This window comes from Catalinimonas locisalis, assembly GCF_038039535.1.
GTDB lineage: Bacteria > Bacteroidota > Bacteroidia > Cytophagales > Cyclobacteriaceae > Catalinimonas.
The window spans coordinates 470,670-496,224 of sequence record NZ_JBBPHP010000002.1 but is presented as its reverse complement, the minus strand read 5'-3'; the positions used below and the strand labels follow the sequence as shown (position 1 = coordinate 496,224).

Annotated in this window: 25 protein-coding genes; 11 read left to right on the top strand and 14 right to left on the bottom strand. The window is 39.2% G+C overall.

What is annotated here, in order from left to right:
• Positions 1–3: 3 nt before the first annotated feature.
• From WJR50_RS05650 to WJR50_RS05640, 3 genes are all read right to left on the bottom strand, one after another.
• Complete coding sequence (locus WJR50_RS05650; protein WP_341292263.1) at positions 4–1,329, bottom strand: NAD(P)H-dependent oxidoreductase; 1,326 nt, start codon at positions 1,327–1,329, stop codon at positions 4–6.
• A 319-nt stretch (positions 1,330–1,648) separates the two neighbouring features.
• Positions 1,649–3,253: a RagB/SusD family nutrient uptake outer membrane protein gene (locus tag WJR50_RS05645; RefSeq protein ID WP_341292262.1), complete on the bottom strand. Its 1,605-nt coding sequence runs from the start codon at positions 3,251–3,253 to the stop codon at positions 1,649–1,651.
• Positions 3,254–3,272: 19 nt separating this feature from the next.
• Positions 3,273–6,296 (bottom strand): SusC/RagA family TonB-linked outer membrane protein, encoded by a 3,024-nt coding sequence (locus tag WJR50_RS05640; protein WP_341292261.1) that lies wholly within the window; start codon positions 6,294–6,296, stop codon positions 3,273–3,275.
• Between the two features lie 449 nt (positions 6,297–6,745).
• Here WJR50_RS05640 and WJR50_RS05635 point away from each other — a divergent pair, with 449 nt between their 5' ends.
• Positions 6,746–7,708 (top strand): hypothetical protein, encoded by a 963-nt coding sequence (locus WJR50_RS05635; RefSeq protein WP_341292260.1) that lies wholly within the window; start codon positions 6,746–6,748, stop codon positions 7,706–7,708.
• 59 nt (positions 7,709–7,767) lie between these two features.
• On the opposite strand, the gene map is transcribed toward WJR50_RS05635, so the two are convergent.
• Together map and WJR50_RS05625 are read right to left on the bottom strand one after the other, a co-directional pair.
• Positions 7,768–8,550: a type I methionyl aminopeptidase gene (map, locus tag WJR50_RS05630; RefSeq protein WP_341292259.1), complete on the bottom strand. Its 783-nt coding sequence runs from the start codon at positions 8,548–8,550 to the stop codon at positions 7,768–7,770.
• A gap of 158 nt (positions 8,551–8,708) precedes the next feature.
• Positions 8,709–9,488, bottom strand: a complete 780-nt coding sequence (locus tag WJR50_RS05625; protein ID WP_341292258.1) for a S24 family peptidase — start codon at positions 9,486–9,488, stop codon at positions 8,709–8,711.
• Between the two features lie 144 nt (positions 9,489–9,632).
• Between WJR50_RS05625 and WJR50_RS05620 the strand changes: the two genes are divergently transcribed.
• The gene (locus WJR50_RS05620) at positions 9,633–9,806 is read left to right on the top strand and encodes a hypothetical protein (RefSeq protein ID WP_341292257.1); all 174 of its coding nucleotides are present in this window, start codon (positions 9,633–9,635) and stop codon (positions 9,804–9,806) included.
• Here the strand turns inward: WJR50_RS05620 and WJR50_RS05615 are convergent, their stop codons facing one another.
• A complete protein-coding gene (locus WJR50_RS05615) occupies positions 9,807–10,196 on the bottom strand; it encodes a VOC family protein (protein ID WP_341292256.1) in 390 nt (129 codons plus the stop codon).
• 53 nt (positions 10,197–10,249) lie between these two features.
• Entirely contained in the window at positions 10,250–10,480 is a 231-nt protein-coding gene (locus WJR50_RS05610) for a hypothetical protein (RefSeq protein WP_341292255.1), read from the bottom strand.
• A gap of 403 nt (positions 10,481–10,883) precedes the next feature.
• On the opposite strand from WJR50_RS05610, the gene WJR50_RS05605 reads away from it, so the two are divergent.
• The 3 genes from WJR50_RS05605 (at position 10,884) to WJR50_RS05595 (ending at position 12,847) form a co-directional block, all read left to right on the top strand.
• A complete protein-coding gene (locus WJR50_RS05605; protein ID WP_341292254.1) occupies positions 10,884–11,069 on the top strand; it encodes a CsbD family protein in 186 nt (61 codons plus the stop codon).
• Positions 11,070–11,135: 66 nt separating this feature from the next.
• Positions 11,136–11,600, top strand: coding sequence for a ferritin-like domain-containing protein (locus tag WJR50_RS05600; RefSeq protein ID WP_341292253.1), 465 nt, complete (start codon positions 11,136–11,138; stop codon positions 11,598–11,600).
• A 77-nt stretch (positions 11,601–11,677) separates the two neighbouring features.
• Complete coding sequence (locus WJR50_RS05595) at positions 11,678–12,847, top strand: App1 family protein phosphatidate phosphatase (RefSeq protein WP_341292252.1); 1,170 nt, start codon at positions 11,678–11,680, stop codon at positions 12,845–12,847.
• On the opposite strand, the gene WJR50_RS05590 is transcribed toward WJR50_RS05595, so the two are convergent.
• From WJR50_RS05590 to WJR50_RS05580, 3 genes are all read right to left on the bottom strand, one after another.
• Positions 12,801–13,748, bottom strand: a complete 948-nt coding sequence (locus tag WJR50_RS05590; protein ID WP_341292251.1) for a diacylglycerol/lipid kinase family protein — start codon at positions 13,746–13,748, stop codon at positions 12,801–12,803. The two genes, WJR50_RS05595 and WJR50_RS05590, sit on opposite strands and share 47 nt — an antisense overlap.
• Positions 13,749–13,863: 115 nt before the next feature.
• The gene (locus WJR50_RS05585; protein WP_341292250.1) at positions 13,864–14,286 is read right to left on the bottom strand and encodes a hypothetical protein; all 423 of its coding nucleotides are present in this window, start codon (positions 14,284–14,286) and stop codon (positions 13,864–13,866) included.
• A 180-nt stretch (positions 14,287–14,466) separates the two neighbouring features.
• Positions 14,467–14,718 carry a YtxH domain-containing protein gene (locus WJR50_RS05580; protein WP_341292249.1) on the bottom strand — a complete coding sequence of 84 codons (252 nt, stop codon included), beginning with the start codon at positions 14,716–14,718 and terminating at the stop codon, positions 14,467–14,469.
• 343 nt (positions 14,719–15,061) lie between these two features.
• Here WJR50_RS05580 and WJR50_RS05575 point away from each other — a divergent pair, with 343 nt between their 5' ends.
• From WJR50_RS05575 to WJR50_RS05565, 3 genes are all read left to right on the top strand, one after another.
• A complete protein-coding gene (locus tag WJR50_RS05575) occupies positions 15,062–15,217 on the top strand; it encodes a YqaE/Pmp3 family membrane protein (RefSeq protein ID WP_341292248.1) in 156 nt (51 codons plus the stop codon).
• Between the two features lie 111 nt (positions 15,218–15,328).
• Positions 15,329–15,610, top strand: a complete 282-nt coding sequence (locus WJR50_RS05570; RefSeq protein WP_341292247.1) for a DUF4235 domain-containing protein — start codon at positions 15,329–15,331, stop codon at positions 15,608–15,610.
• 92 nt (positions 15,611–15,702) lie between these two features.
• Complete coding sequence (locus tag WJR50_RS05565; protein ID WP_341292246.1) at positions 15,703–16,731, top strand: DNA topoisomerase IB; 1,029 nt, start codon at positions 15,703–15,705, stop codon at positions 16,729–16,731.
• A 29-nt stretch (positions 16,732–16,760) separates the two neighbouring features.
• Here the strand turns inward: WJR50_RS05565 and WJR50_RS05560 are convergent, their stop codons facing one another.
• From WJR50_RS05560 to WJR50_RS05550, 3 genes are all read right to left on the bottom strand, one after another.
• Positions 16,761–18,326 (bottom strand): peptide MFS transporter, encoded by a 1,566-nt coding sequence (locus WJR50_RS05560; protein WP_341292245.1) that lies wholly within the window; start codon positions 18,324–18,326, stop codon positions 16,761–16,763.
• 210 nt (positions 18,327–18,536) lie between these two features.
• Positions 18,537–19,037 (bottom strand): c-type cytochrome, encoded by a 501-nt coding sequence (locus tag WJR50_RS05555; RefSeq protein ID WP_341292244.1) that lies wholly within the window; start codon positions 19,035–19,037, stop codon positions 18,537–18,539.
• A gap of 89 nt (positions 19,038–19,126) precedes the next feature.
• Positions 19,127–20,425, bottom strand: coding sequence for a PQQ-dependent sugar dehydrogenase (locus WJR50_RS05550; RefSeq protein WP_341292243.1), 1,299 nt, complete (start codon positions 20,423–20,425; stop codon positions 19,127–19,129).
• Between the two features lie 355 nt (positions 20,426–20,780).
• Here WJR50_RS05550 and WJR50_RS05545 point away from each other — a divergent pair, with 355 nt between their 5' ends.
• From WJR50_RS05545 to WJR50_RS05535, 3 genes are all read left to right on the top strand, one after another.
• Positions 20,781–21,890, top strand: coding sequence for an alkene reductase (locus WJR50_RS05545; RefSeq protein ID WP_341292242.1), 1,110 nt, complete (start codon positions 20,781–20,783; stop codon positions 21,888–21,890).
• A gap of 274 nt (positions 21,891–22,164) precedes the next feature.
• A complete protein-coding gene (locus WJR50_RS05540) occupies positions 22,165–23,661 on the top strand; it encodes a POTRA domain-containing protein (protein WP_341292241.1) in 1,497 nt (498 codons plus the stop codon).
• Positions 23,662–23,667: 6 nt separating this feature from the next.
• Positions 23,668–24,036, top strand: coding sequence for a BlaI/MecI/CopY family transcriptional regulator (locus WJR50_RS05535; protein WP_341292240.1), 369 nt, complete (start codon positions 23,668–23,670; stop codon positions 24,034–24,036).
• 49 nt (positions 24,037–24,085) lie between these two features.
• On the opposite strand, the gene WJR50_RS05530 is transcribed toward WJR50_RS05535, so the two are convergent.
• Positions 24,086–25,555 carry a DUF1501 domain-containing protein gene (locus WJR50_RS05530; RefSeq protein ID WP_341292239.1) on the bottom strand — a complete coding sequence of 490 codons (1,470 nt, stop codon included), beginning with the start codon at positions 25,553–25,555 and terminating at the stop codon, positions 24,086–24,088.

Here is a 25,555-nt window from a genome sequence, read left to right as displayed (position 1 = left end):
GTATTAGTTCTTGACCATAGGAGGCTTTTTTAGCTTACTCCCCGGAAAAAAATGATTAACTTGCTCTTCATACAATTTGAATGCAAAATTATCTTCAGGATATTCAATATCATCAAAACTAATTACATCATCTTTTGCTATATCTCTTTTTAAAACCATGCCTTCAGCTAAACCTATTGGCAATAAGTTTTCTTTTCTGCAAATTTCAGCATTTTCACACTGACCATAAGCTGTATATCCGCCAAAGCCATCCAATGTATCTCCTGCCTTCAAATCCATCTTAGCGGTAGTTACTACTTCTACCACAGGTGCGCCAATTGGGGCCATTACGGGGTCATTGAAATGAAAGACTCTGGCAATTGAATTTGGGATTTCAAAATAGCATAGGTGATAAGGCGTATAAAAACTATATATTGGGCCTTTCCCTAATTTGAGATAATTTAAGTACTCTTTAGACATTTCATCTTCGGTAGTAGCATATACATATACGCCAGGGCCAGGTTTAGCACCAACTACATAGTCTACGATTCCCCCAGATTCTTTAAGTTGTTCTACGTCGTACAAACTCGTCAAATCATCAATATGTTCTTTAGAGTGGAATGCGTTCATGCCTCTTTGAGAAACTTTCATACCGGTAGCATTTGCTACAGACGCCTGTTCAAATGCAATCTTAGTACCATCCGTAAAGTTGGTAATCATGTTGACGTTTTGCCCGGCATTCTTAGCGTACTGCTCCATATCAGTAGGATTTTTATGTACATCTAAGAATCCTTTGATATTTCCACAGACTAAAGGAGTAAATCCCATGTTCTTGACAAAGCGGTAGAGGTTCATAATTACCCCAGGCTGGTCTCCATCACTTCCACTAAGTATAACATTTGCCAGATCTGCCTTATGCTTCAGAATGGGGCCCAGGGTAGAATCCAATTCAGCATTCATCAGAATCACAGGTTTATGATTTTGTATTGCTGACAATACCGCTTTAGCAGCATATGCAATTGTACCTGTAGCTTCTACGATAATATCTACTTCTTTAGCACTGGCAAGTACTTCAGGATCACTGGTAACTGTTGCGATACCTTTCCTTACACAGTTATCAAGAATGTTGGAGTCTTCACAGTCCATTACATGTTCTACACCTGCTCTTTTGTAGCAGTGAATCGCTTTGTCTATACTTCTGTTACAGATCGCTGCCACTCTCATACCTGGAGTGTATTTTACAATCTGATTTACAATTCCTATGGCCATATAGCCAGCACCAAGTATGCCTACGCGAATAGGATTACCGATATCTTCTCTAAAGTGTAAGGCTTTGTCTGTTATAATCATGGCATTAAAAAGACATTTATTTGTAATATTGCAACAATGTAAGATTTATATCATTTTCATCCAAATAATTATATAACTATTTCATCTTTTTTTTTAACTAAATAAAACTTATCAAGTAGTATAGTTATTGATGCAATACCCATTCATTCATTTTATAATTTCCATTTAACTATTAAAGTTATTATAAGATGGGGTAAATAAAAAAAGATGGCCTTTTTAGACCACCCTTTTATACTTTCATTATGCTTTTCTATCCTTTACATTTTTAATCTTTTATAATCAGATAGATAATTGTAATCAATGATTGGTTTTTTAATCATTAGTATCCTTCATTTTGTCTAAACTCACCTTCCGTTCTATCAATCTGATCCTGAGGGATTGGTCTTAACACATGGAAATCCTGAATATTAGCGGATGCTTGGGGGTTATGCGCCCTCACTCTTTCCACTAATTTACCAGTACGGGTTAGATCAAAGAAACGATGCATTTCTCCAACTAATTCACGTGCCCTTTCATCCAATATATAATCTATGTTTACATCTGCTGCAGTGATCTCCATAGCAGCCTCCATCCCCTCTTTAGCAGCCCTTCTACGTACTACATTCAAATGTTCAGCTGCTGCTTCAGAGTTACCTGCCTGAAAGTAAGCTTCAGCAGCAATTAAGTGAGTTTCAGCTAAACGCATCACCATCCAGTCTCTGGAACCATTTTGATACTGTCTGTCTGGACGATTAGGATCAAGGAACTTACTTAAAGAAGGAAACAATTGTTCGGTATATTCGCTTGGCGTAATGATCATGTACGGTTTGCTGTCTCTGAATTCCTGGCTAACTTCCTCACCGGGGAGATAAATGGCTGTATCACCAATATTTACGCCTTCAGGAAGTGTAGCAGGATTATTAGCATAGAATACTCTTTTAAAGCTACCATCAAAGCGTACATCCGCTTCTTTATCCCAAAGTCCAAGTAAGAAATCTGTTGGCCAGAAGCGTCTCCAGGGTCTACCGTTCTCTATATCACGAGTCATTCCTGGTTGTACATCATAGACCATCAAGAAATACAGGTGCATTTCATTTCCCGGACCGTTGATCAAAGGATCTTGAGTGTATTGTACAGACCAAATTACTTCATCATGGAGCTGAGCACTTTGATCAAAAACTGCAGTAAAATCATCTAGTAATGCAAAATCATAATCATTGATAACACTTTCAGCAAGTTCTGCAGATCTACTAAAATCATCCGAAGCTGCAAAGTCTGTATAACCTCTGGTAAGCAGCACTTTGGAAAGTAAATGCTTTGCTGCTGGTTCAGTAGTGCGACCATAATCCTCCTGAGTGACAGGTAGGTTTGCTATGGCAAATTCTAAATCAGGAATAATAGCCTGACTGTAGATTTCACTGGCAGGCGTTCTGGCAGCTTCAGTTTCTACACCGAGGGTTTCATCCAGGGTCAGATGAATATCTCCATACGTACGTACCAGCTCAAAGTAGTACAAAGCACGCAGGAAACGAACTTCAGCAATCCTTAGCGTCTTTAAATCTTCAGAGAGACCTTCTATTTCATCTGCTCTTCTGATCACCGCATTAGCCTGATTGATAGCAGCGTAAAAAGACCTCCAGAAATCTCTAAAATAAGATTCCTGGGCATTTAGGCGAGAGTCATACTGGTTGATACCCTTATGGCTCCCATCCGCACCATTTTTGTACGTATCTGTACCAAAAACTGTTAACGAGGCACCCATTTCGCGGGCATAATAATCCCTCAGAGGAGTATAAGTTGCATTGACTGCATCCTCAAAACCTTGCTCAGTAACATAGTATGAGCTAGCGGATACATCTGAAACTAAATCTTCTTCGAGAAAGCTTTCGCAGGAGGGTAAAACAAATATCCCCAGTGATATAGCTATAATTAATATTTTTTTCATTGTATTAAGTCGTTTATCGTTAGAAACTAAGATTTACACCTATTAAAAATACTCTAGGGATAGGCACCTCACCATCTACTTCAGGATCATCATCATCATAAATCTCAGGATCAAAAGCATCATAATTTGTGAAAGTATAGGCATTCTGAATACTTCCGTAAATTCTGGCTCTGCTTAATCCAGCTCTTTCTATAAATTCTGTAGGAAAATTATAACCAAAAGAAATATTTCTGATTTTCACATAGCTTCCGTCAAAATACCTTAACGTACTACCATAGGGAATAGACTCCTGGTTGTTATTAGGACGAGGGTATGCATTAGTAGGATTGTTAGGGGTCCAGTAATCTACATCCAGGTTATTATATCTTCCTTGTAAGGTATTATTACCATCGTGGAATGCACTATTAAGCATATGACCTACCCTTGCGTAAAGAAATACCGACAGGTCAAACGGGCCATATTCAAATCGGTTAGTAAGACCACCAGTGAAATCAGGGATATCATCTCCTAAGATCACTCTGTCATCTCCATCTATTCTTCCATTATTGTCTCGGTCTACTAGCTTGATATCACCTGGAACCTGATTGTATACATCAGCTTCGTCAGCTTCGTCAATCTGCCAAATACCTGCTTTTTCAAAATCATAGAAAACAACCAACGGCTCACCAATAAACCAGCGGCTACCCACATCATCTTGTGCTCCATTATACAGTTCTACAATCTCCTCTTTGTTACGAGATACATTTAAATTGGTAGTCCACCTGAAACCGTCAGGGTTATCAAAGTTGATCGTATTAAGTGAAAGTTCTACCCCTGTATTCCTAGTACTTCCTACATTTTGCAGAATATAATCATAGCCGGAAGTATAAGGTAACTGACGTTCAAGTATCAGGTCAGTAGTATTTGCCTGATAAAAGTCAATGGAACCTGAAATTCTTCCGTCCAGGAAGCCATAGTCAATACCTACATCTATAGTAGCTGTCTTCTCCCAGCTTAGGTCTTCGTTAGGGATTTCAGCCAAGCGATATCCAAAACCAGGTTCATCACCATAAGCATAAGTAGTTCTTCCCAAACGACCGGCAGTTTGATAAGGATCAATTGAGGTATTACCCACCACACCATAACTGGCTCTTAGCTTTAACTCCTGTACAAAATTCTGATTCTGCATAAATGGCTCATCTACAATACGCCATCCTGCAGAAATACCTGGGAAGTAAGCCCATTTGTTGCCTTCAGCCAAACGAGAAGAACCATCAGCACGGATATTAGCCTGAATTAAATATTTCCCAGCGAGTTCGTAATTGATTCTACCCATGTAAGAAGCCAATTGCCACTCTTCTAATCGGCTACCAACTCCTAAAATTTCTGAGGCGGTACCTACATTGTAAAACTGCTGGGTTTCATAGGGCAAGCCTCTAACATTGAGGTTATCTTCTTCCCTACGCCATTGCTGAATACTTTGAAGCAGGGTTACACCCAAACTATGATTATCTCCAAAATCTTTGCTATAGTTTACTAAGTTCTCCAAAGTATAGCTGAACTCTTCTCTATTATTTCTTGCAGCTGTAGGTGGAGCACCACGACGAGCATTCGTTAAGCTTGCTCTAAAACCACCAATTCTACGAGTCTGGAGGTCAGGGCCAAAATTTATCTTATAAGACAAACCTTCTGCAAGCTCAAAGTTGGCATAAATACTGGCAAATAAACGGTTAAATTTATACTCTTCCTCAATAGCACCTGGTACTAATTCACTGAGTGGATTAGTACGAATACCATCATTGGTAGGTAAGAAAATAAGATTACCATCTTCATCGTATGGTACTCCTAATGGGTTGTTTGACAAGGCTTCTCCCAGAGGGTTAGTAGCTCTGTCTTCAATAGAACGGCTAAAAAGTGTTGAAGTACCTACTCTTATCTTATCATTTATCTGATGATCCAGATTTACTCTGACTGTATAACGTGTAAAAGCTTGTGTCGGAATAATACCTTCTTCATCATAAAAACTGCCTGAAATTAAGAATTGGGTTTTCTGATTTCCCCCTAATACATTCAATTGGTGGTTTGTACGATAACCGGTCTGTAGTACCAAATCTTGATAATCAGTTGACCTGACAGGATTTTGCTCTAATGAAGTAAGTTCTACCGGGTCTAGGAAAACTTCTGAATCAGGAAGAATTTCACCATCCCACGATAATAAGCCTGATTCAGGATTTGTACGTCTTGATTCACGCTTCAAATTAGCAAACTCAGCACCATTCATCATGTCAACCGTATTGGCAGCTTGGGTAGGTCCGTAGTAACCATCGTAGGTTACAGTTGTCTTACCCTGGCTACCTCTCTTGGTGGTAATTAAAATAACACCATTTGCACCTCTGGAACCATAAATAGCGGTAGAAGCGGCGTCTTTAAGTACCTCCATAGATTCTATATCCTGAGGGTTGATGTCGTTAATAGTTCCCTGAATAGGGATACCATCAACTACAAACAGAGGATCATTATCCGCTGTAATAGAACGACGTCCACGAATATTAATGGACACACCTTGTCCCGGACGACCACCATTACTTCTAATATCCACACCAGCTACTCTACCCTGGAGGGTTTCAACAGAACTTGCTACAGGTAATTCTTTAATTTCCTGTTCACTAACAGAGCCGATTGCTGCTGTTACATCTCTTTTTTCCTGGGTACCATAACCTACTACTACCACTTCTGATAAAGACTGAATGTCGGGCATAAGGGTCATATCAATGGTAGAGCGGTTGTTAATTTCCTCTTCATCAGTTTCATATCCAACTGATGAAAAGACAATCGTTTGCGCATCACCGGACACACTAAGGCTATATTGCCCTTCAACATTAGTAATGGTACCAGAAGTAGTGCCTTTCACCACTACGTTGACTCCCGGTAAAGCCTCACCTGTTTCTCCATCCGTGACAGTTCCCCTAATGGTTCTGTCCTGTGACCAGGCAAAAATACTAACAAACATGAAAGCCATGAGCAAGCTCATGGACTTCCGCCAAGGCGGTAAATAATTTTTCATAATTAGATTGTTTTATTAGATAATTGATAAATAAAAGATTGCTTTAATAAGCGAATTAGTAACACTTACACTACTTTAATGAAAAATGTATAATGTAAGCTTTTATTAAATAATCCTATTAATATCCAATTAAACAAGAGTGTTTTTAAAAAAAAAGGAATCTATACTTATTTTTTTTGGAAATATTCTAAATCGTGGTCATTACTTAATTCGTCATTATTAAAATAATGCAACCGATTTAATTCTTATCTTCCTTTTTTGGGGTATTGTATATTACTTTTGTACTATCTGATCTTATTACGATTTGTCATTATGTCAAGCCTAACCTATTGGAAGTGACTTTTTTAGCATAAATGCTTAGTTAAAAGTCTGGAAATGATTAGGTTTGTAGCTTATTAAACAATTATTACCTATTCGCTGAACGAATTAGCACAACTAATTCACTGATCATGAAAAATCCTGAAGTAAAAATTTATGCCGGTCCCGATTCGCTTGATGACTTCAATATAGAAGAAGTCTACAAAATGGCAGAAATAAAATCAAATGGAAAGCCTGCTTTGTATGGAGCCAGAACGGTAGGACTAAAATCCCGCACAAACTTTGACATGGAGAATTCGGATGCCGGATTCATGGGCTATGATTTTGAGGCGATCATGCAAAACTTCAATATTTTTGGTCATGGTGGAAATGCTGACGACCTCGTTCCTTTACCAACTGTAGAGATGGCTGAAAAAATATACCAGGATACCGGGCTTATCCCTTCTTCTGAGATTATGCTTCCCGCAATTCAGCTAGCCTGTATCAAAAAGTCATTTGCCAATGACCCTTTCCTGGTTTGGAATTCTGCAGTTGATCAGTTAGGATGGCACATTCGCCAAATGGCCGGATTTGCAGAAGAACACGGTTGGATTGTAGGTTTGAAAAACGGTAAATGGCTGGGTGAAGAGTATAAAAAGGCCGAGAGTAAAGATTTTAAAGGTAAAACCAGTATAGAGACAGTATGGGATGGCCTGGTCAATTATGCATCTATCGCAGAGGAAGTCATACTTATTCAAAGAGGTTGTGATTTACCTGCTAAAGGAGAATACCGCAACCTTCCTATTCATTATACTGCTATGCGGACTAAAAGGCGTCATGCAGATAAAAACATTGCTGCATATTTTGACCCAAGTCACTCACTTGGTCCTAAAATGCGGGATCAGATCGTAGAAGAAACGGTAAAAGCTATGACGATGAAGGTAAGTGAAGAAGAGTATTTGTATGATGGGGTTTTGATTGAAGTAGGAACTGCCAAGTGTGATACCCATCAGCATATATCTGTGAATGAACTCCAAGAGTTAGTGGATAAAATTAGTGAGTTCAGAATTCTATCAGGAAGAAGAAAGCAGATTAGAGAAGAGCAGAAAGCTTAAGCTTACTTAATTTACATATTAATTTTCCGCCCCTTTTACCAAAAAAGGGGCTTTTTTTATCAAATCACTTTTTGTGCAAGGGCCTCTTCTACATACTTAAAAGTAGATAAAACATCCGGCTCGCCATTCACCACTGCAACATCATGCTCAAAATGTGCTGAAGGTCTTCTGTCAGCAGTTATAATTGTCCAACCATCGCTCAACTGTTTCACGCGTCTTGTTCCCAGGTTGATCATGGGTTCAATTGCCAGTACCAAACCATTTTTTATCACCGGACCTCTCCCTCTTTTGCCATAATTTGGCACTTCGGGTGATTCGTGCATTTTTTTACCCAAGCCATGCCCTACTAACTCTCGTACTACACCATACCCATTTTCTTCAGCATGTTGCTGTATTGCAAAACTAATATCACCGATTCTTTTCCCCGCTCTGGTTTGCTCAATACCCAGATCTAAACATTCTTTGGTAATTTTAAGCAGTTTTTTTACCTCAGGAGCCACCTCTCCCACTTCAAAAGTATAAGCATGGTCACCATAAAAGCCATTTTTTACTGCTCCACAATCTATTGAAATAATATCTCCCTCTTCCAAAGGCCGCTCATTTGGGATGCCATGCACCACTGCTTCATTAAGAGACATGCAAAGTGTGTTAGGAAAATCATATAGACCAAGAAAGCCTGGCTTAGCTCCCTGATCACGAATAAATTCTTCTGCAAGCTTATCCAGATATAGTGGCGTTACTCCCGGTTTTATTTCCTGAGCCATCAGGCCAAGGGTCTTTGACACGATGAGTGCACTTTCGCGCATAAGCTCTATCTCTTCAATACTTTTATAGTGGATCATAAAAAAGCGGCTTAACTTACTATACTAACAATGGGTAAAACGTAAAAAAGTTTTGAGAATCATTCTCAAAACTTTGGCAAGTTAACACAAAAAAATCAATAGGAAATTCTACAATTGAATGTCCTTTAGTTTGTCAAGAGAAAGCAATTATGCTAATGCTAATTAGCGCCTAAGTTCTGCTGAAGCTTTTTCATTTCTTTAGCCATGGCAGAAATCTTATCCTGTAAATCATCAAGTTCAAAATTAACTTCAGGCAAATGTGATCTTAAATGCCACTCAACTTTCCATAGCTGCAAAATTTGCTGTTCAGAAAGCTCATAGGGTTCATGCTTAGGGTTATCAGAGAGACAACGGACACTTCCATACTGTTGCAAGCGGTTCTTCAGTCGTTTAACCTGAATTCCTCTCTCTTCGGAAACAACTACGTATACTGCACCATCATTAATATAGCGGTAATCACTTTTGTCTAGCAGCCTACAGATTACCCAGTCATCCTCTGAAAGGGTAGGCTCCATACTGTCACCACTAACCTGTACGGCATAACAAAGACCATCCTTAAGCATATAGCCAGGCAGTTGTATACTTTCCTGAGACTCAAGAAACTCCTGAGATTCGTAACCAGAAAGGTAGTTTGCTGCCGCTTTATGGTTGATTAGCGGCACAGTGGTATTGCCCTGAGTATCTTGTGTAGCTACTACAATTACTTCAGTAAACTGTTTTCCTTCTGCCTCACCATTTTCTGAATGGTTGTGAAAGGGTTTGCCCTTTCCTGTGATAACATAGGCACTATTGATTCCGAATCTCTGAAAAGCTCGGTTCAGAATCTCTAGTGTCACTGAGCGGCGATTGGCTTTGATGTCTCCCAGATTAGAAGGTGACACATCAATGCTGGTTGCAAATTCTCTATCGGAATGCACCTGCTTACTTTTTTTAAGCATATTAATGCATTCAAAGAATCGCTCATTTACAAGATTTTTATACTGATTATCAGACATTTATTGAAATTATACTTTATTTAAGAATACTTTCTCTTGCAATATACTTTTTTAAAGCATATACTTGTACTTATAGCAAGTACAAATATGGAAAATATCAGGGAAATAAAAAAGCATCTTCACCAGGAAGACTATCTTCATCTTAGCAAACGCACTGGTTACAGTTGTGAGTACATCAAAAACTGTGTGGCGCATCGCAGAAACAATCGCCTGATTGTCATGGCGGCTCAGGAGTTGATGATGGCTAATCAGGAAGTCTGATTACTCCCAAATACCGGGGGGGATAATTTCCAGCACATGCTGGTCTGGGTCATAGAAGTAGAAAGAGTACAAATTTTCTTTCCAATGTTGCTCATGAACGATCTTTATGTTCTGATCGGTAAGTTTTTTCTTCCACTCTTCGTATTCGCTTTGCGACACTTCAAAAGCCAAATGCTGCTGGCCGTATGCAAAATGTGGCGGTAAGGTCTCTTCCTGTTTAGTTACTTCTGGTAAAAAGCACAAAAGTACAGAGCGTCCTGCTCTAAAGAACACGTGCCGCCCCTCCACAAAACTGATTAATTCCAGGCCAATGACTTCTTTATAAAAATGACGAGTTCGTAGTAGGTCACTTACATAAAGGCAGTTTTCTTTTATTTGTAAAATCTCCATAAAAAAAAACAGAAAGCAGTTTGCCTTCTGTTATATAGCTTGTTTAAACAAAATCAGTTATCTCTGACTAGCTCAAAATAACGGTCAAAGATTTTTCTATCCAGTAAAATGGTAGGCTTGCCCCTACCCCAATCAGTAGACACTTCATACAAGCCATTATAAGCCCTGCCTATGTAAGCTTTGTCAGGCTCAAATCCCAAAAGGCCATTTGTACCTTCGGGTTGCTTGCTACATTTAAATGATATTTTAAACTTATCCATCACTCTATTGTATTTTCTTACCATAGCAGTATCAATTTTTGTGCAAAACTATTTATAAGTTACATGTCAGCTTTAATAGGCTAGATTAATTTTAATTTTACTAATTTATAATAATATGGCTAAATTTAAACACTTTTGAATATTAATTATTAATAAATCAACATTGTTATTGAGAATTGTATCATTTTACCCATTATTTTTTAAGCATTTTTACTCAAAAAAAAACGTATTAATATATTTCTTACACATATTGCAGTTAGACCTCAATTGTAAATTTTATTCCATGTTGTGTAGAATCCTCTTCTGGGATTTTTAAAAACTTTATTCACGAAGAGAAGCCATTTTTTATAAAAATTTACAAACATGCACCTATTTTAGTTGTTTTGATAGGTAGTAAGATGCATGAAACGAAAACATTTTTTAAACTATGAACAAGCTTGATATAAAAGGAAACTGGAACGAAAAGAAAGGAAAAATTAAGCAGGAATACGGTATGCTTACCGATGATGATTTAGCCTTCAGTGAGGGTAAAGAAGATGAACTGATAGGCAGACTGCAAAAGAAACTAGGTAAAACCAAAGAAGAAGTTAGAGATATCATTAATAATATCTGATAGTATTCAGATAACTTTTTTTAACATTCAATAATCAAATTTTTTAATTTTAATCTATTCAATATTATGAGTAATACTGAAGCAAATAAAAAGATAGTAAACACTATTAATGAATTAATAGCAGTTTGTAAAGAAGGAGAAAGAGGCTATAAAAATGCCTCCGAAAGAGTAGAGAATAGTGAGTTTAAAACCATTTTGTATCGTTTATCACAGCAGAGAGCCTTGTTTCGTTCAGAACTAGAGAACGACCTGATCAAGGATTTCGGTCAGGAAGCTAAAGGTGATGACACTATTGTAAGTAAGTTGCACCGTGAATGGATGGATTTCAAAGCTGGTCTAAGTGGTAATGATACTAAAGCTGTATTGGATGAATGTATACGCGGTGAAAAACATGCTATAGATAAGTATTCTGAAGCGCTGAAAGGCAATCTTCCTGCTTATATAGAAGAACGCGTACAGGAACAATTAAAAATGATCAAAGGAACACTTAGCCAGTTACATGAATTTGAGTCTGAAACAGCTCAATCTTAATTGACAAATATATGCGTAATGATAAAGCAAAGGTTTAGAGCCTTTGCTTTTTTTTGGATGAACCCAAACGCCAGATTATGGATATTTTTAATCTTTTAGTGGATGTTGTTAACTATCCTTTCCGGAAGTTAAAATCTTTTATTAAAAAAAAATTAGGCTGGATTGGCAAGCCCATCATTTTACCTTACAGAGGTTATGGCAATCACTATCAGTTTTTCATCAGAGGTAGAGTAATAGAAGATACCGGTCTTTCACAACCGGAAGAGCATGATAGTCTTTGGCAGAATTTGCTGGCAATGGTCAAGAGATACAGCAGTAGTGGCATCTCCGATGTAGAAGTATATGCTGAATTTGCCGGAAGAGTAAGAAGATACACTACTGATGATGATGGTTTTTTTATTGTTAACCAAAGGGTGGAAGAAGGAATGATTGATGATGAAGATTGGCAACCTATTCGTTTCTACATACTTAAAGATGATAAATTATTTACCGAATCATATGGAGAGATACTGCTCACCAGAAAAAGAGCCCAGTATGGAGTGATTACAGATATTGATGATACCCTGCTGATCTCGCATGCTACCAATATGCGTAAAAAGCTAAGGTTGATGCTTTTTAAAAATGCTAAAACCCGTCTTCCCTTTGATGGAGTAGCGGCATTTTATTGTGCGCTGGAAAGAGGCACTGGTAATACCGAGGATGAGAAAAATTTCAATCCTTTTTTTTATGTGTCCAGTAGCGAATGGAATCTGTATGACCTGCTTGCTGATTTTTGTCATCACCATGACCTTCCCAAAGGACCTTTTCTGCTCAGAGAAGTAAAAATCAATCTGAAAAAAATGTGGAAATCAGGAGGGGGTAACCACGATCATAAGCTTGATAAAATCAGACACATACTCAGCTTACATGAAGAGCGAGAGTTTATTCTTATTGGCGATAGTGGTCAGCATGATGCGGAGATCTATAAACAAATTGTGCATGAATTTCCTGAGAGGATCAAAACCATATACATTCGCGATGTAGTGCCAAAACGCCATGATTTTGTCAATAATATAGCTGAGGAACTTATAGCCTACGACACCCGAATGCTACTGGTAAAAGATACAGAAGCTGCAGCAGTAGACGCTATTCAGAAGGGTTATCTGCCACCGAAAGCACTCAAGGGTATTGTAGACGAGAAAACATTCAACAAGCATATGGCTAGTGACTTTCAGATTGTGTTTGAGAGAATGGTAAACCAAGAATAGAGTTTCTGGCATTAGGCTTAGGTACAATCAGACGATATGCATGCTTTTTTATAGATACATTTACCGTAGGGGGATACCCAATTACTTCACCATCTACCTGTAATACTTCTTCTTGAGGATTGTGAATAGTAATCTCTTTGCAGGAAATGATTTTTACGTAAGGTGAAGTTTTGAGGCTCCCCATAAACATATGATATGCTATAGAAAAAATGGCATACTTAGGAAAAGGCTTGACAATACAGATTTCAAATTTTCCATCATCTATTTTTCCTACCGGATTCATCACAGCTCCTGTACCATACTTGGTAGCATTTGCAATCACTACCATATGAGCTTTTTTCTTGAACTTATTACCATTTAGCTCAAACCTAAATTTTTTGGGTACAGTGTGGATAATCTCTCTGATGAACTGACGAAGGTAACCAAACTTGCCTCTTATTTTCTCCTCCTCAAACCGCTTTACCACTTTAGCATTCAAACCAATATCGCTGAGATGCAGACAAAGGTGTTCACCATTAATGAGTAAGGCATCAATAGGTTTTTCAATTCCACTAAACAACAACTTGGTAGAAAGCTCATGGTTTTCACTTATGTTCAGTTCCCTTGCCAGGCCGTTGGCAGACCCGAGAGGGACTATACCAAAAAGGACATTTTTATCCGTTATCAGATCCGCAACAAAATTACAAGTACCATCTCCTCCTACAGCCACTACTACATCAGGTTGAAACTCATCAATTGCTTTTAGTGCGTTAGCATAATCTTCTTCTACTCCCTGAGTTTCAAAAACCTCAAAAGTTTTTTGCTGACTATGAAAAATCTGCCTGAGTTTGTTTAGATACTTAGATTTATCTAATCCACCAGAAATGGGATTGATAATAAAAAGGAACTTTTCTCTGTTCATAAGTCAAAAAAAGCATTCTGGAGACGTTTAGCTAAAATAATATCAACTTTTTTAGGTAGGCGCAAAAAAAAATCAGGGAATAAACCCTGATTTTTCTGATTAATAAAGTTTGATATTAGCTATCAATTTCATTTATTTCCTCTTCTATACCCTGCTCAATATCTTGCCAAGTCTCATTCAGATTAGACTTAAGCTCGTTCCAATTATCAGCAGTGGCATTCTGCACTTCTTGCAGATCATTGTTCAATTCGTCCAACTCCTCGTTTAGCTCTGCCTGAGCATCACCTGAAGCATCCTGCATTTCCTGCTCTACTTCACTAATTCTGTTTTGTAAAGCAGCTTCCCACTCTTCTTGCTCTGCTTCCCAGTTGGCTTCCATCTGTTCCATGTCGTTTTCCATCTCGTTTTCATCCAAGATCTCAGTATCTTCACCCATCTCGTCGTTTGTAGTCTCATTAGGAGAAGTACATTGAGCGAAAACAAATACGGAAAATAATGATGCTACTAAAAAGCTTATGTTTCTATTATTAGTCTTCATTTTCTTAAAAAGTTTGATTTAAAATTGTAACGTATAAAAAGTTAAATAAAAAAAGATATAAAAAATTTACCTCTGGGCCATTGAATTTCCCCTTGACCCAAACAAATTCTTATGAAGGTAATGAATATACAGTAAAAAAATGAGGAATCTAAAAAGTACTTTAAAGTCAAATACTAATGATTAGACTTTAGCTGTTCTCTTTAAATTAAAAATTGTTTTTTTACTTTTTTTAGATGATCTATCCATCCCTTTGTTTATTGTTTCTAAAAGACTGTCTATATTTTTGTTAATAGACTTTTCTACATCTTTCCGAAACCTGTTGCTATCTCTATTAAACTTTTTCCTGGTTTTTTTACCTTTTTCAGGCGCTGTCAGTATTCCAGTAGCAACACCTGCTAGTAAACCAATTACAATTCCTGATATAAGTCTCATAAGTAAAATAGTCTGGTTTAAGTATTTATGTACCATACCTATTGTAAAAGCCATGCCAATGAATTATTGAAACTTGCTACAAATACAAAAAGGCGATTTTAGAAGAAATTAGGCAGGTTTTCAGGATAAAAAAGAATAACTACACTACTTATACTATTTCAACTACTATATTTTTCCGAGGAAAGTATTCTACACTATGTAGAACACTTTCTAATCAAAAGCGCACATCATTGATTTCCGCAGAATGCCCTAAACATTTAAGTAGCTTTCCACCTTATACAGTTATTAACAAATTGTGGATAAGACCACTTAATAATTTTTTTAACTTTTAAACTCTAATCCGATGTCTGTATTATCCATTATACTCGCGATTTTTTTGCCTCCATTAGGGGTAGCACTTCAATATGGTTTATCCGGTAAATTCTGGATCAACCTGCTATTAACGCTCATTGGCTGGTTACCAGGAGTCATTCATGCTTTTGTAGTATTGTCAAAATAATTTTCTAATCCCTGATACGATACAATTATTCATATCAGGGATTATTTACATTAACTTATTGTAAATTCATTCATCAATAAACTATCTGAACTTTAATAAATTTAGACTCAAATGAAAAAAGCCAAAAAATTTATAAAGGAGCACACAGATGATGATAAGTTTAAAGAGTACATGGTGAGCGGCATGACGCTGCTTGCCGCCATTGCTGTACGACGATTGATCAAATACATCTGGAAGCTTAGTACTGATTCTGAACCCCCTGAAAATCCGGCTTCAAGAGAAGTATCATGGCAAAGTGCATTTTTATTTACAGTACTTACAGGTATGATGGTAAGTATTACCAAACTTCTTATCCGTAGAAATGTAACTGTTGAGCTTGAAGAAAATTTCTAAAACAAATACTTTTTTATGACAAACTTTTTCTAAGCAATTGGGTAATCTGATATAGGATTACCCTTTTTTTGGTTATTTATTTTTTAGACTAAGTGAAAGCAATTGAGTGCCCCAAGGATTTAATATATACTTCCGAGCATACGGAAGGTTTTACCCGCATAAAAAGAGGAAAAGGCTTTAGTTATCACGATGCTTCAGGTAACATCATTAAAGACGCTGAAACTATAGATAGAATTAAGGCTCTAGGAATTCCTCCTATGTGGGATAAGGTTTGGATAAGCCCAAATCCCCGGAGCCACGTTCAGGCTACAGGCTTGGATCAGAAAGAACGCAAACAGTATATTTACCACTCTGCGTGGACAGAATACCGAAACCTGGCTAAATTTTCCAGAATTGAAGCCTTTGGTTTAGCCATACCTACCATTCGTGAACATACTTCTACGCTCCTGAATGAGAAAGGATGGTCTAAAGAAAAAGTGGTGTGCCTGGTAATTCAGATGATGGACGAGTACCATGTACGTATCGGAAATCAATATTACAAAGATCAACATGAAACTTTTGGAGCTACTACCCTCAGAAATAAGCATCTTGATTTTGAAAAAGGGGTAGGCAAACTGGAGTACAAAGCCAAAAGCGGAAAATATCGTAAGATAAGCCTCCGCAATAACCAACTCAGTAAGCTTATAAAAGAATGTGCTGAGCTACCCGGATATGAAATATTTACCTACCAAGAAGAAAATAGAAAGTATCAGGCTATAAACTCTCATGACGTAAATGAGTATCTCCATCAGATAGCTGGTGAAAACTTTAGCAGTAAAGACTTCAGAACCTGGGGAGGAACCACTCTGGCGGTTGAAAGTCAGGCAAAAGCATTGAAAGCAGTGGAAGAAAATCCCCGCCTCAAATATGAGTCCGCATTGGTCAAAATCGTAGCCCAGGATTTGGGTAACACTGTAAGCGTTTGCAAAGAGTATTACATTCATCCCGAAGTTCTGAAAACAGTAATCAACGAAGACCTGAAACCTTATTCTTTAAGAACTAAAATTAAGCTTCCGTCAAGCAAGCGTAAGCTGCTTAGAGATAGTGAGATCGTTACGCTTAACATTTTACAAAAAGCGTAAAGGCCCATAAATCCGGACCTTTACCCATGCTAGTGGATTTCGTGCATCCAACGGTTGAGAAGCGGAGAAAGTAATACCACTACTACTGCTCCTCCCAATGCCACATAGGCGATAGATTCAAACCCTGAGGTGTATATTTGCAATGAATCAGCAGCAGGTACAGCTTCACCGGATTCCAGATTATCAATCGCTAAGCGTTGCCCTACGAATCCTACGATCTGGAAAGCATAGGCCGAGGATAAAAACCAGACGCCCATCATAAACGCTACTATTGTCTTAGGAGAAAGATCGGTAATTTTGGAAAGACCTACTGGATAAGTAAACAGTTCTCCCAACGAAAGACATAAGTACATAAGCACCAGAAAAATAAAAGGCACCATTCCTTCTTCATTGGCAGCACCCCTACTCAAAAACAGGATATAAAAGCCCAGCCCTAAGAGTGCAAGCCCCATAGCAAATTTATAAGGTGTGCGAGGGTTGATATTGACTTTGGATAATTTTACCCAAAGTGCTGAGACCGGAATGGCCAGCAAAATGATGAATAGCGGATTAAGCGCGTTGGTAGCAGCAGCATTATCAAATAACCAAACATCCAGTATTACATTACGCTCAGAAAAAAGTGTGATGATGTTTCCAGAAAGCTCATGAAAACCCCAGAAGAGTGTCATAAAGACTGTTAAGAACATGGCTACTGCTAACTGCTTGCGGGCTTTGACATCTATGGTAGACATTACCCAGCCTATGTATCCCAGAATAAAAATACTCAGCGCGTAAAATATCAGATTGACAATGGTTATTTTGCCTAAGAAACTTGTCCCCCCCGCTATGAACTCGTAAGAAGATAAAAGCAGTGCTATGATAGGTACTGCCAGTAGCGAAAGCACCCATATTCTTGACTCTGCTTTCAAACCTAGTTTTCTTTCCTGTAATTTTTCAGGATAAGGTGGTAAACCATGATTGTAGAATACTCCTTTGTTGATACCTCGCTGAAAAACAATGACTCCGGCTACCATGCCTATTCCTGCCAGTGCAAAGCCATAGTGCCAGCCATAGTTGGCACCCAGCCAGCCACATAAAATTGGTGACAGGAATGCACCGATATTGATACCCATATGGAAAATAGTAAAGCCTGAATCTTTCCGGGTATCTCCGGTTGGATAAAGCGCTCCTACAAATGTGGAAATATTGGGTTTAAAAAAACCATTACCCACAATGATAAATGCCAGGGCGGTGAAGAAAGCCACATTATTTTCTATTGCTAAAACAAAATGGCCGACCGCCATAAATATACCTCCCAGCATAATTGACTTTCGGTAACCTAATATTTGGTCCGCTATTCTCCCTCCTATTAAAGGTGAGGCGTACACTAACGATCCATATGATGAATAAACAATGGCTGAGACTGTATCCTTGTTGGCTAATGCTTCAAACACCTGCTGCACCATGTAGAGCGTCAATAGTGCCCGCATGCCGTAGAAACTAAAGCGCTCCCACAGTTCAGCAAAAAATAGATAAAACAGACCTTTGGGGTGGCCAAACAATTCATTTGATCTGTCTCTGGCCGGAGAATCAGTTTGAGCGTTTAATTCTGCCATATATGCTTTATTAGTTCTTTGTTGTTAGTTTGTTCATTGCAGAAACAACAAATCTTTGTACACATTATTTTATCAATGCCTGAACTTTTGAGAATCAGACAACTCACAAGTTGTAAAAAAACAAATGCTGATGTAAGACACCAGCATTGATAATTTTCCAAATTTTTCGGGATAGGAGGTTTGAAAACTGTTTCATCGGAATGAAAAACACTATTCTACCTCTCCCCCACGAATTTCCGCTACTTCTTCCGCAGTAACTTCACTGGAATTATTTCCAAATGATTTACGCACATACGTGAGCACTCCAGCAACCTCTTCGTCGGAAAGGAAATTGTGGGCTGTCATCACGCTATTATATTTTTGGCCTTTCACAGTAATTTCACCCTGTAGACCATTAAGTACTATTGAAATGAGAGTATCTTTTTCTCCGTTTACCCACTCAGTTTCCTGTAGAGGAGGGAAGGCACCGGGCACACCACTTCCGTCCGCCTGATGGCAGGCAATACAATAGGTATTGTATACTGTCTTACCGGTTTCCATTTTTTGAGTAAGTTCCGCTGAGGCCTGAGGAGATTCTTCTTGGGCTGTTTCAGTTTCTGCCGCTTCCGGTTGACTATCACTAGCACTAGAGTTGCTGCTTTCGCTTCCTCCGGAACAGGCAACCAGACAACACATGCCAGCTGCTGTTAAAAAAAGACTTAGTTTTTTCAAGGTTATTTCCAATTTTGATTAATTAATTGGGGAAAATTACAAAAAAAGCCCAAAGCTCACAAAGCTTTGGGAATTTCCTGTAGTTTAACCTATCGCATGGCTACTGCACTGGCGTCATCATAAAAGACACGCCAGATTCTTCCTTTCTGATCGTCGCTGATGTAAAGCGAGCCATCCGGGCCAATAGCCAATCCTGTAGGTCTGAATTCAGCATCAGCAGGGCTGGTAAACTCTTCACCTCCTCCGGCGAATTCATCCGCAAAACGAACATAATCACCACTGGGCATGCCATTTTCCATAGGCACAAAAGCCACGTTATAACCTTTCTGAGGAAGGGGAGCACGATTCCAGGAGCCATGGAAAGCAATGAAGGCTCCATTCTGGTACTGTTCAGGAAACTGATCTCCATTATAAAATACCAAAGCATTGGGAGCCCAATGGGCAGGAAACGCCATAATTGGATCTTTGGCACTTTCACAACGACCTACTTCTTCACCATTTCCACCATATTCAGGAGACAATACTTTTAGTTCTTTATTAGGATCGTAATAACAATAGGGCCAGCCAAAATCATCACCTTCTTCCACTTTCAAAAACTCTTCAGCAGGAAGCTCAGCACTTGTGGTATCATTGTAGTAATCGGGCCACAAACTGTTCAACTGATCGCGTCCATGCTGCATGGCATAAAGACTGTTGGCACTCTTATTCCATTCAATGGCTACTGCATTTCGTATGCCTGTAGCATATCGCTCTCCATCAGCCTGCGTCTGATTGAGTTGGTTGGCGTCAAAACGCCAGATACCGGCTTGTCTTTCCAGTTGAGGGCAAGGGTCCTGACCGGGAGAACCTGGCGTACGCATTTGTTCCTGACAAGCATTGGAAGGTGCGCCAATATTGACGAACATATTTCCATTTCCATCAAAAGCTAATGTTTTGTCTTCATGCTGTTGTTGTTCCAGAAAACCCTCTACTACCACCTCTGAGCTACCGCTGGGAACCAAAGCATTATCATCTAATTGAATACGATACACCGTGGTAGGAGAAGCATAATACAGGTAGCCATTGTAAATACCAATGCCAGTACCTGTTACGTTCTCGCCAAAATATTCCTGCACATCAGCGCGCCCGTCACCGGTAGTATCTCTTAACGCCAGCACTCCTCCACTTTCAGGATCGCGCACCTTGACATAGATGTCTCCATTTTCACGGATGGCCATATGCCTTGTTTTTCCGATGCTATCTGCCACTACATACGCACTAAATCCATTTTCCAGCTTAATAGAACCATTGTCTTCATCAGCAACAAATTCAGGGTTTGGCTCAGAATTAGTCATTTGGTCTTCATCAGCCTGATTATTTTCGCATGCCCAGAATAACACTGAAGTCATAGTGAGCATACACATTCTGAAGCAAAAGTTTTTGGTTTCAGAATTCCTTAGGAATTGTTTTGTGAGCTTTCTCATAGTAAAAAATAAATTGATAGTTGGTTTAATTACAAAATAAGCAATGAAAAACTCATTCAAGAATTATTGCTAAGCTTTCATGCTCAAACATAAATCTGTAATGATAGAATAGCACAAGTAGAAGATTTGTTTAGTAAAGCGGGTTTTCTTGCTTTATTTTTCCCATAATCTAAACTTATCATCTTACGCTACGTTATTTGTATAAACATTAGATACATTGTATGTAATTACAATCTAATGATCCATTTATTGATAAACCAAACCTCAACAAAAGAGTAAGATGAGCAAAGAACAAGCATTATTACAATCATATAAAATAGGTGAGCTTACACTAAAAAACAGAGTAGCAATGGCTCCCATGACCAGAAGTCGGGCCAATAATCCTGAAAACACTCCTAATAGAGCGTTGCAGGGAGAATATTACCGACAAAGAGCATCCGCAGGATTGATTATAACAGAAGGCTCTCAGATTTCTTCCCGCGCCGTAGGCTACATCAATACTCCAGGTATTTACTCAGAAGCACAGGTAGAGGGCTGGAAAGAAGTGACGCAGGCAGTACATGATGATGGTGGAATAATATTTATCCAGTTATGGCATGTAGGTCGCATTTCTCACCCCGATTTCCATAATGGTAAATTACCTCTTGCCCCTTCCGCCATTAATCCTAATGCTAAGTCGTTTACTCCTGAAGGTCTAAAGGATACGGTTACCCCCAAAGCGATGAGCAAAGAAGAAATCAAGGAAACGGTACAGGATTTTAAAAATGCGGCCAAAAATGCAATGGAAGCTGGATTTGATGGAATAGAAATACACTCTTCCAATGGTTACTTATTGCATCAATTCTTCAGCAGCACTTCTAATACTCGTACTGATGAGTACGGCGGTTCCAAAGAAAATCGCGCCAGAATCCTTTTTGAAATTATAGATGCCATCAAGGAAGTGATGCCTGAAAACAGAATCGGCTTAAGGCTCAACCCTTCACTGCACGGTATTTTTGGAATGGAGATGAATGAAGAGACCATCCCTACCTTTGACTATATTGTCAATGAGCTGAATGATTATGACTTAGCTTATCTGCATTTATCTGAGCCTTTCAATGATGTATCTGCCCTACCCTTCGCGGAAACTCAGATTGCCAAAAGGTACCGTCCTATGTATAAAGGTACACTGATCATCAACTCAAATTTTGATCAGGAAAAGGGTAATGCGGTGATTGAGGCAGGTGATGCTGATCTGGTAGCATTTGGTAAACCCTATGTTTCTAATCCTGATCTGGTAGAAAGATTTGAACAAAACGCTCCCCTGAACGAATGGGATGCTGATACTTTCTATACCCCCGGTGTAAAAGGTTATCTTGATTATCCGGTTTTGGAAGAAGTAGTAAAGTAAAGTGGACGATGTAAGCAGATGATAGTTGCAGTATGGCTAATCATGTGCTTATAGAACCTACCTATAATTTCCCCATTGAATCTTGCCGTAGGCCTTTTCTATTCCTGAAGGCTTGCGGCCTTTTTTTTGTTCAATTAGGTACAGCAGCTTGGACAACACAAAGCTGTAAAAGTCAATTTCAATCAATAAACTGAATATTCAGTTATAAAACTGAAATATAAGTTGTAAAACTAAATAATTAGTTTTATCTTCGAGACATGCCAACATTCTAAGTATGATACCAACTTTATTTCAGTACCTGCTGGAGGCAAGTTTTTGCCTGCTGACTTTCTCTCTACTCTACAAACTCTTCTTGGCAAGGCTGACTCATTTTAAATGGATGCGCGCCTATTTACTATTAAGCATTTTACTGAGCTCAATACTTCCCACCATTGATACCTCTGTATCACCTCTGCTCTCCGTAATGAGTACTTCGCCTGATAATCCTAGTTTTAATGGATGGACTACTTATGATTGGCTGAATCTCAATAATTATACTAAAACCACCTCTGAAAATGCTTCAGCCAGCGCAATGAACTGGCTACTCCTGTCTCTCTTTGTATACCTGGGAGGTATAGCCTGTAAAAGTTGGTTACTTATTGAGGGGCTATACAAAATCAGCAAACTTATCAGATGTAACCCAAAAGTTAGAGAAGAAGGTTTTTGGATAGTGCATGTACCGGAACGTTTGGCAGCATTCTCTTTTCTGCACTATATATTTATCGGGAGAGGAATAGCATCTCTGCATGCAGATGAGGTTGAAAAAATCAAAGCCCATGAGCAGGTGCATATCAGGCAAAAACATAGTCTGGATTTGCTGCTTTTGGAGCTTACCTACATAATTTTTTGGTTTAACCCTGCTGTCAAATACCTGAAAGAAAGCCTGCAAAATGTACACGAATATCTGGCCGATGAAGCCGTTGCAGGTAAAGGAACAAAACATAAGGCCTATGCTCACTTACTGATCAAACTGGCCTGTACCGAGAGATTAATACCTCTCACTACTACATTTTCCAACAAACAAATCAAAAACAGAATTTCCATGCTTATGAAAACCAGAACATTAGCCCACAAGAAGCTTTATTTCCTGCTGCTGCTTCCCCTTATCGCATCGTTGATGTTTTTATTATCCTGTATAGATGAAGGTCAGGAGGATCTACAATCCGTAGCCCAGAAAAGCAGTTCTCAACCACCCAGCAATGAAAACGCTCTGGAAAACGGAAAAACAATAGCTACTATCCGCTGGGAAGGGAATACCGTGTACAGTGATGAAAAGCTTAACGAAGTGTTAGGCTTAAAACCCGGAGATTTTTACAATGAAGAGCTTATAAATTCTCGCCTAGATTATAATCCTTTTAATCCTGAAAATAATGTCGTGTCTTCTTTGTACATGGATAATGGCTATTTGTTTTTCAGTATTAATGTGAATGAGAATCAAATTGATCCAGGAGTTTTCAGTTTGACTTTCAATATTGATGAAGGAGAAAAAATCAAGATGAGGGATGTAATTATCAAAGGCAATAATAATGTATCTAAAGAAGATATTCTCAAACATATTTCTATGAAATCCGGTGAGTGGTTTGATCGTTCTGAACTGATTGCCTCTCAAAAAGCCATTGCTGAAATGGGCTATTTTGATCCTAAAAAAGTTGACATTTACCCTATCCCTGACCTTGAAAATGGCACTGTAGATATTGAATTTACTTTAACTGAAATTCAGACAAAAGATTAATCACTCATGGAAGAATTAACCAAAGCCGAAGAGCGTATCATGCAAATCTTCTGGAAGCTCAAAAAAGCTTTTGTCAAGGATGTGATAGAAGAGTTGCCGGATGATCCTAAACCACCTTACAACACCATTTCATCGGTGGTAAGGCTTCTGGAAAAGAAAGGCTATCTGGGATATACTGCTTACGGCAAAACGCATGAGTACCACCCCATCGTGAGCAAATCAGCCTATCGTAAAATGTACATGAAAAAGTTGCTCTCTGGTTACTTTGACAATTCCCCGGCTTCTCTCCTTTCCTTTATGGTGAAGGAAGAAAACCTGAGTGATGAGGAAATCCAAAAGCTGAAAGATATTATTGATCAATCTTCAGATGAATAATCTCGCAAGCTAAATTTAAGCGAAAGGCAGCTTGTCTGAGGTAAATACCTTAAGCCAGAATGTCTTTCGCTACCTTTCCTGACACATCCGTCAAACGAAACTCTCTACCCTGGAAGGTGTAAGTCAGCTTTTCATGATCCAGCCCTAACTGATGCAGAATGGTGGCTTGCAGATCATGCACATGCAGCCTGTCTTTGATGCCATGAAATCCGATCTCGTCAGTTTCACCGTAGCTGAAACCCTGTTTCATGCCTCCCCCGGCCAGCCACATAGTGAAGGCATCGCCATGATGGTCACGGCCTTTGTAGTTGGCTCCCGAACGGGCTTCCATCATGGGTGTTCTGCCAAATTCTCCTCCCCAAACCACCAGGGTATCTTCCAGCAAACCCCGCTGTTTCAGGTCTTTGACCAGAGCGGTAGTAGCTTGATCTACGGACTGGCACATATTTTTGAGTCCATCGTCTACGCCATTGCCTTTGCCGGTGCCATGATGGTCCCAGCCCCGGTGAAACAACTGCACAAAACGAACTCCCTGCTCCACCAATCTTCGGGCTAAAAGGCAGTTATTAGCAAAGGAACGCTTTCCGGGTTCAGTGCCGTACATCTCATGTACCCATTGCGGCTCATCGTTAATATTCATCACTTCAGGTACAGCGGTCTGCATCCTGAAAGCCAGCTCATACTGGGATATCCGGGAAAGAATTTCCGGATCGCCCGACTCCTGGTATTCTCGCTCGTTGATTTGGTTGATCTTATCAATAGACAGCTTGCGCATTTTGCTATCTATCTTACCCGGATTGGACAGATATAAAACCGGATCTCCTTTGGATCGGCATTGCACGCCCTGATAGACAGTAGGGAGAAAACCACTTCCCCAGGCACTTTTGCCCGCACTGATATTTTCCGCACCGGAGAGCAGCACCACAAAACCGGGTAAATCCTGATTTTCCGAACCCAGCCCATAAACCGCCCAGGAACCCATGCTGGGTCTACCCAAACGAGGCGAACCGGTATGCATCAGCAGTTGCGCAGGAGCATGGTTGAACTCATCGGTATGCAAAGCTTTAAGGATTGTCACTTCGTCTACCATGCTGGAAAAGTGAGGCAAAAATTCCGAGACATAAGTACCGGAACCCCCATATTGCTTAAAACTAGCCTGTGGCCCCATCATCATGGGTGACTCTCCCAAAAAAGGATAGCGCTTGCCTTCAAGCAGTGAAGGTGGACAAGACTTTCCATCCAGTTTTTGCAGTTCAGGCTTATAGTCAAACAGCTCCAGTTGAGATGGAGCACCTGCCATGTGCAAAAATATTACCCGCTTGGCTTTGGGGGCAAAATGGGTAGAAAGTGGAGCCAAGGGGTTGGAAGAAAGAAGTTTTTCCGTACTACTGCTGGTAGGATTGCAACCCATGAATGAGCCTAAAGTCAATGCACCCAGCCCCGACATACATTTCTTTAGAAAATGACGGCGGGTATTGTAGCGGGCAATCTCATACTGAGCCTGACTCAGAAAATCCAT

Coding starts and splice junctions, on each gene's coding strand:
- map (WP_341292259.1), bottom strand. CDS start 8,550: ATGATCCACTATAAAAGTATTGAAGAGATAGAGCTTATGCGCGAAAGT.
- WJR50_RS05605 (WP_341292254.1), top strand. CDS start 10,884: ATGAACAAGCTTGATATAAAAGGAAACTGGAACGAAAAGAAAGGAAAA.
- WJR50_RS05585 (WP_341292250.1), bottom strand. CDS start 14,286: ATGAAGACTAATAATAGAAACATAAGCTTTTTAGTAGCATCATTATTT.
- WJR50_RS05590 (WP_341292251.1), bottom strand. CDS start 13,748: ATGAACAGAGAAAAGTTCCTTTTTATTATCAATCCCATTTCTGGTGGA.
- WJR50_RS05580 (WP_341292249.1), bottom strand. CDS start 14,718: ATGAGACTTATATCAGGAATTGTAATTGGTTTACTAGCAGGTGTTGCT.
- WJR50_RS05570 (WP_341292247.1), top strand. CDS start 15,329: ATGAAAAAAGCCAAAAAATTTATAAAGGAGCACACAGATGATGATAAG.
- WJR50_RS05545 (WP_341292242.1), top strand. CDS start 20,781: ATGAGCAAAGAACAAGCATTATTACAATCATATAAAATAGGTGAGCTT.
- WJR50_RS05530 (WP_341292239.1), bottom strand. CDS start 25,555: ATGGATTTTCTGAGTCAGGCTCAGTATGAGATTGCCCGCTACAATACC.
- WJR50_RS05600 (WP_341292253.1), top strand. CDS start 11,136: ATGAGTAATACTGAAGCAAATAAAAAGATAGTAAACACTATTAATGAA.
- WJR50_RS05640 (WP_341292261.1), bottom strand. CDS start 6,296: ATGAAAAATTATTTACCGCCTTGGCGGAAGTCCATGAGCTTGCTCATG.
- WJR50_RS05540 (WP_341292241.1), top strand. CDS start 22,165: ATGATACCAACTTTATTTCAGTACCTGCTGGAGGCAAGTTTTTGCCTG.
- WJR50_RS05620 (WP_341292257.1), top strand. CDS start 9,633: ATGGAAAATATCAGGGAAATAAAAAAGCATCTTCACCAGGAAGACTAT.
- WJR50_RS05575 (WP_341292248.1), top strand. CDS start 15,062: ATGTCTGTATTATCCATTATACTCGCGATTTTTTTGCCTCCATTAGGG.
- WJR50_RS05595 (WP_341292252.1), top strand. CDS start 11,678: ATGGATATTTTTAATCTTTTAGTGGATGTTGTTAACTATCCTTTCCGG.
- WJR50_RS05610 (WP_341292255.1), bottom strand. CDS start 10,480: ATGGTAAGAAAATACAATAGAGTGATGGATAAGTTTAAAATATCATTT.
- WJR50_RS05645 (WP_341292262.1), bottom strand. CDS start 3,253: ATGAAAAAAATATTAATTATAGCTATATCACTGGGGATATTTGTTTTA.
- WJR50_RS05635 (WP_341292260.1), top strand. CDS start 6,746: ATGAAAAATCCTGAAGTAAAAATTTATGCCGGTCCCGATTCGCTTGAT.
- WJR50_RS05535 (WP_341292240.1), top strand. CDS start 23,668: ATGGAAGAATTAACCAAAGCCGAAGAGCGTATCATGCAAATCTTCTGG.
- WJR50_RS05625 (WP_341292258.1), bottom strand. CDS start 9,488: ATGCTTAAAAAAAGTAAGCAGGTGCATTCCGATAGAGAATTTGCAACC.
- WJR50_RS05560 (WP_341292245.1), bottom strand. CDS start 18,326: ATGGCAGAATTAAACGCTCAAACTGATTCTCCGGCCAGAGACAGATCA.
- WJR50_RS05615 (WP_341292256.1), bottom strand. CDS start 10,196: ATGGAGATTTTACAAATAAAAGAAAACTGCCTTTATGTAAGTGACCTA.
- WJR50_RS05650 (WP_341292263.1), bottom strand. CDS start 1,329: ATGATTATAACAGACAAAGCCTTACACTTTAGAGAAGATATCGGTAAT.
- WJR50_RS05550 (WP_341292243.1), bottom strand. CDS start 20,425: ATGACTTCAGTGTTATTCTGGGCATGCGAAAATAATCAGGCTGATGAA.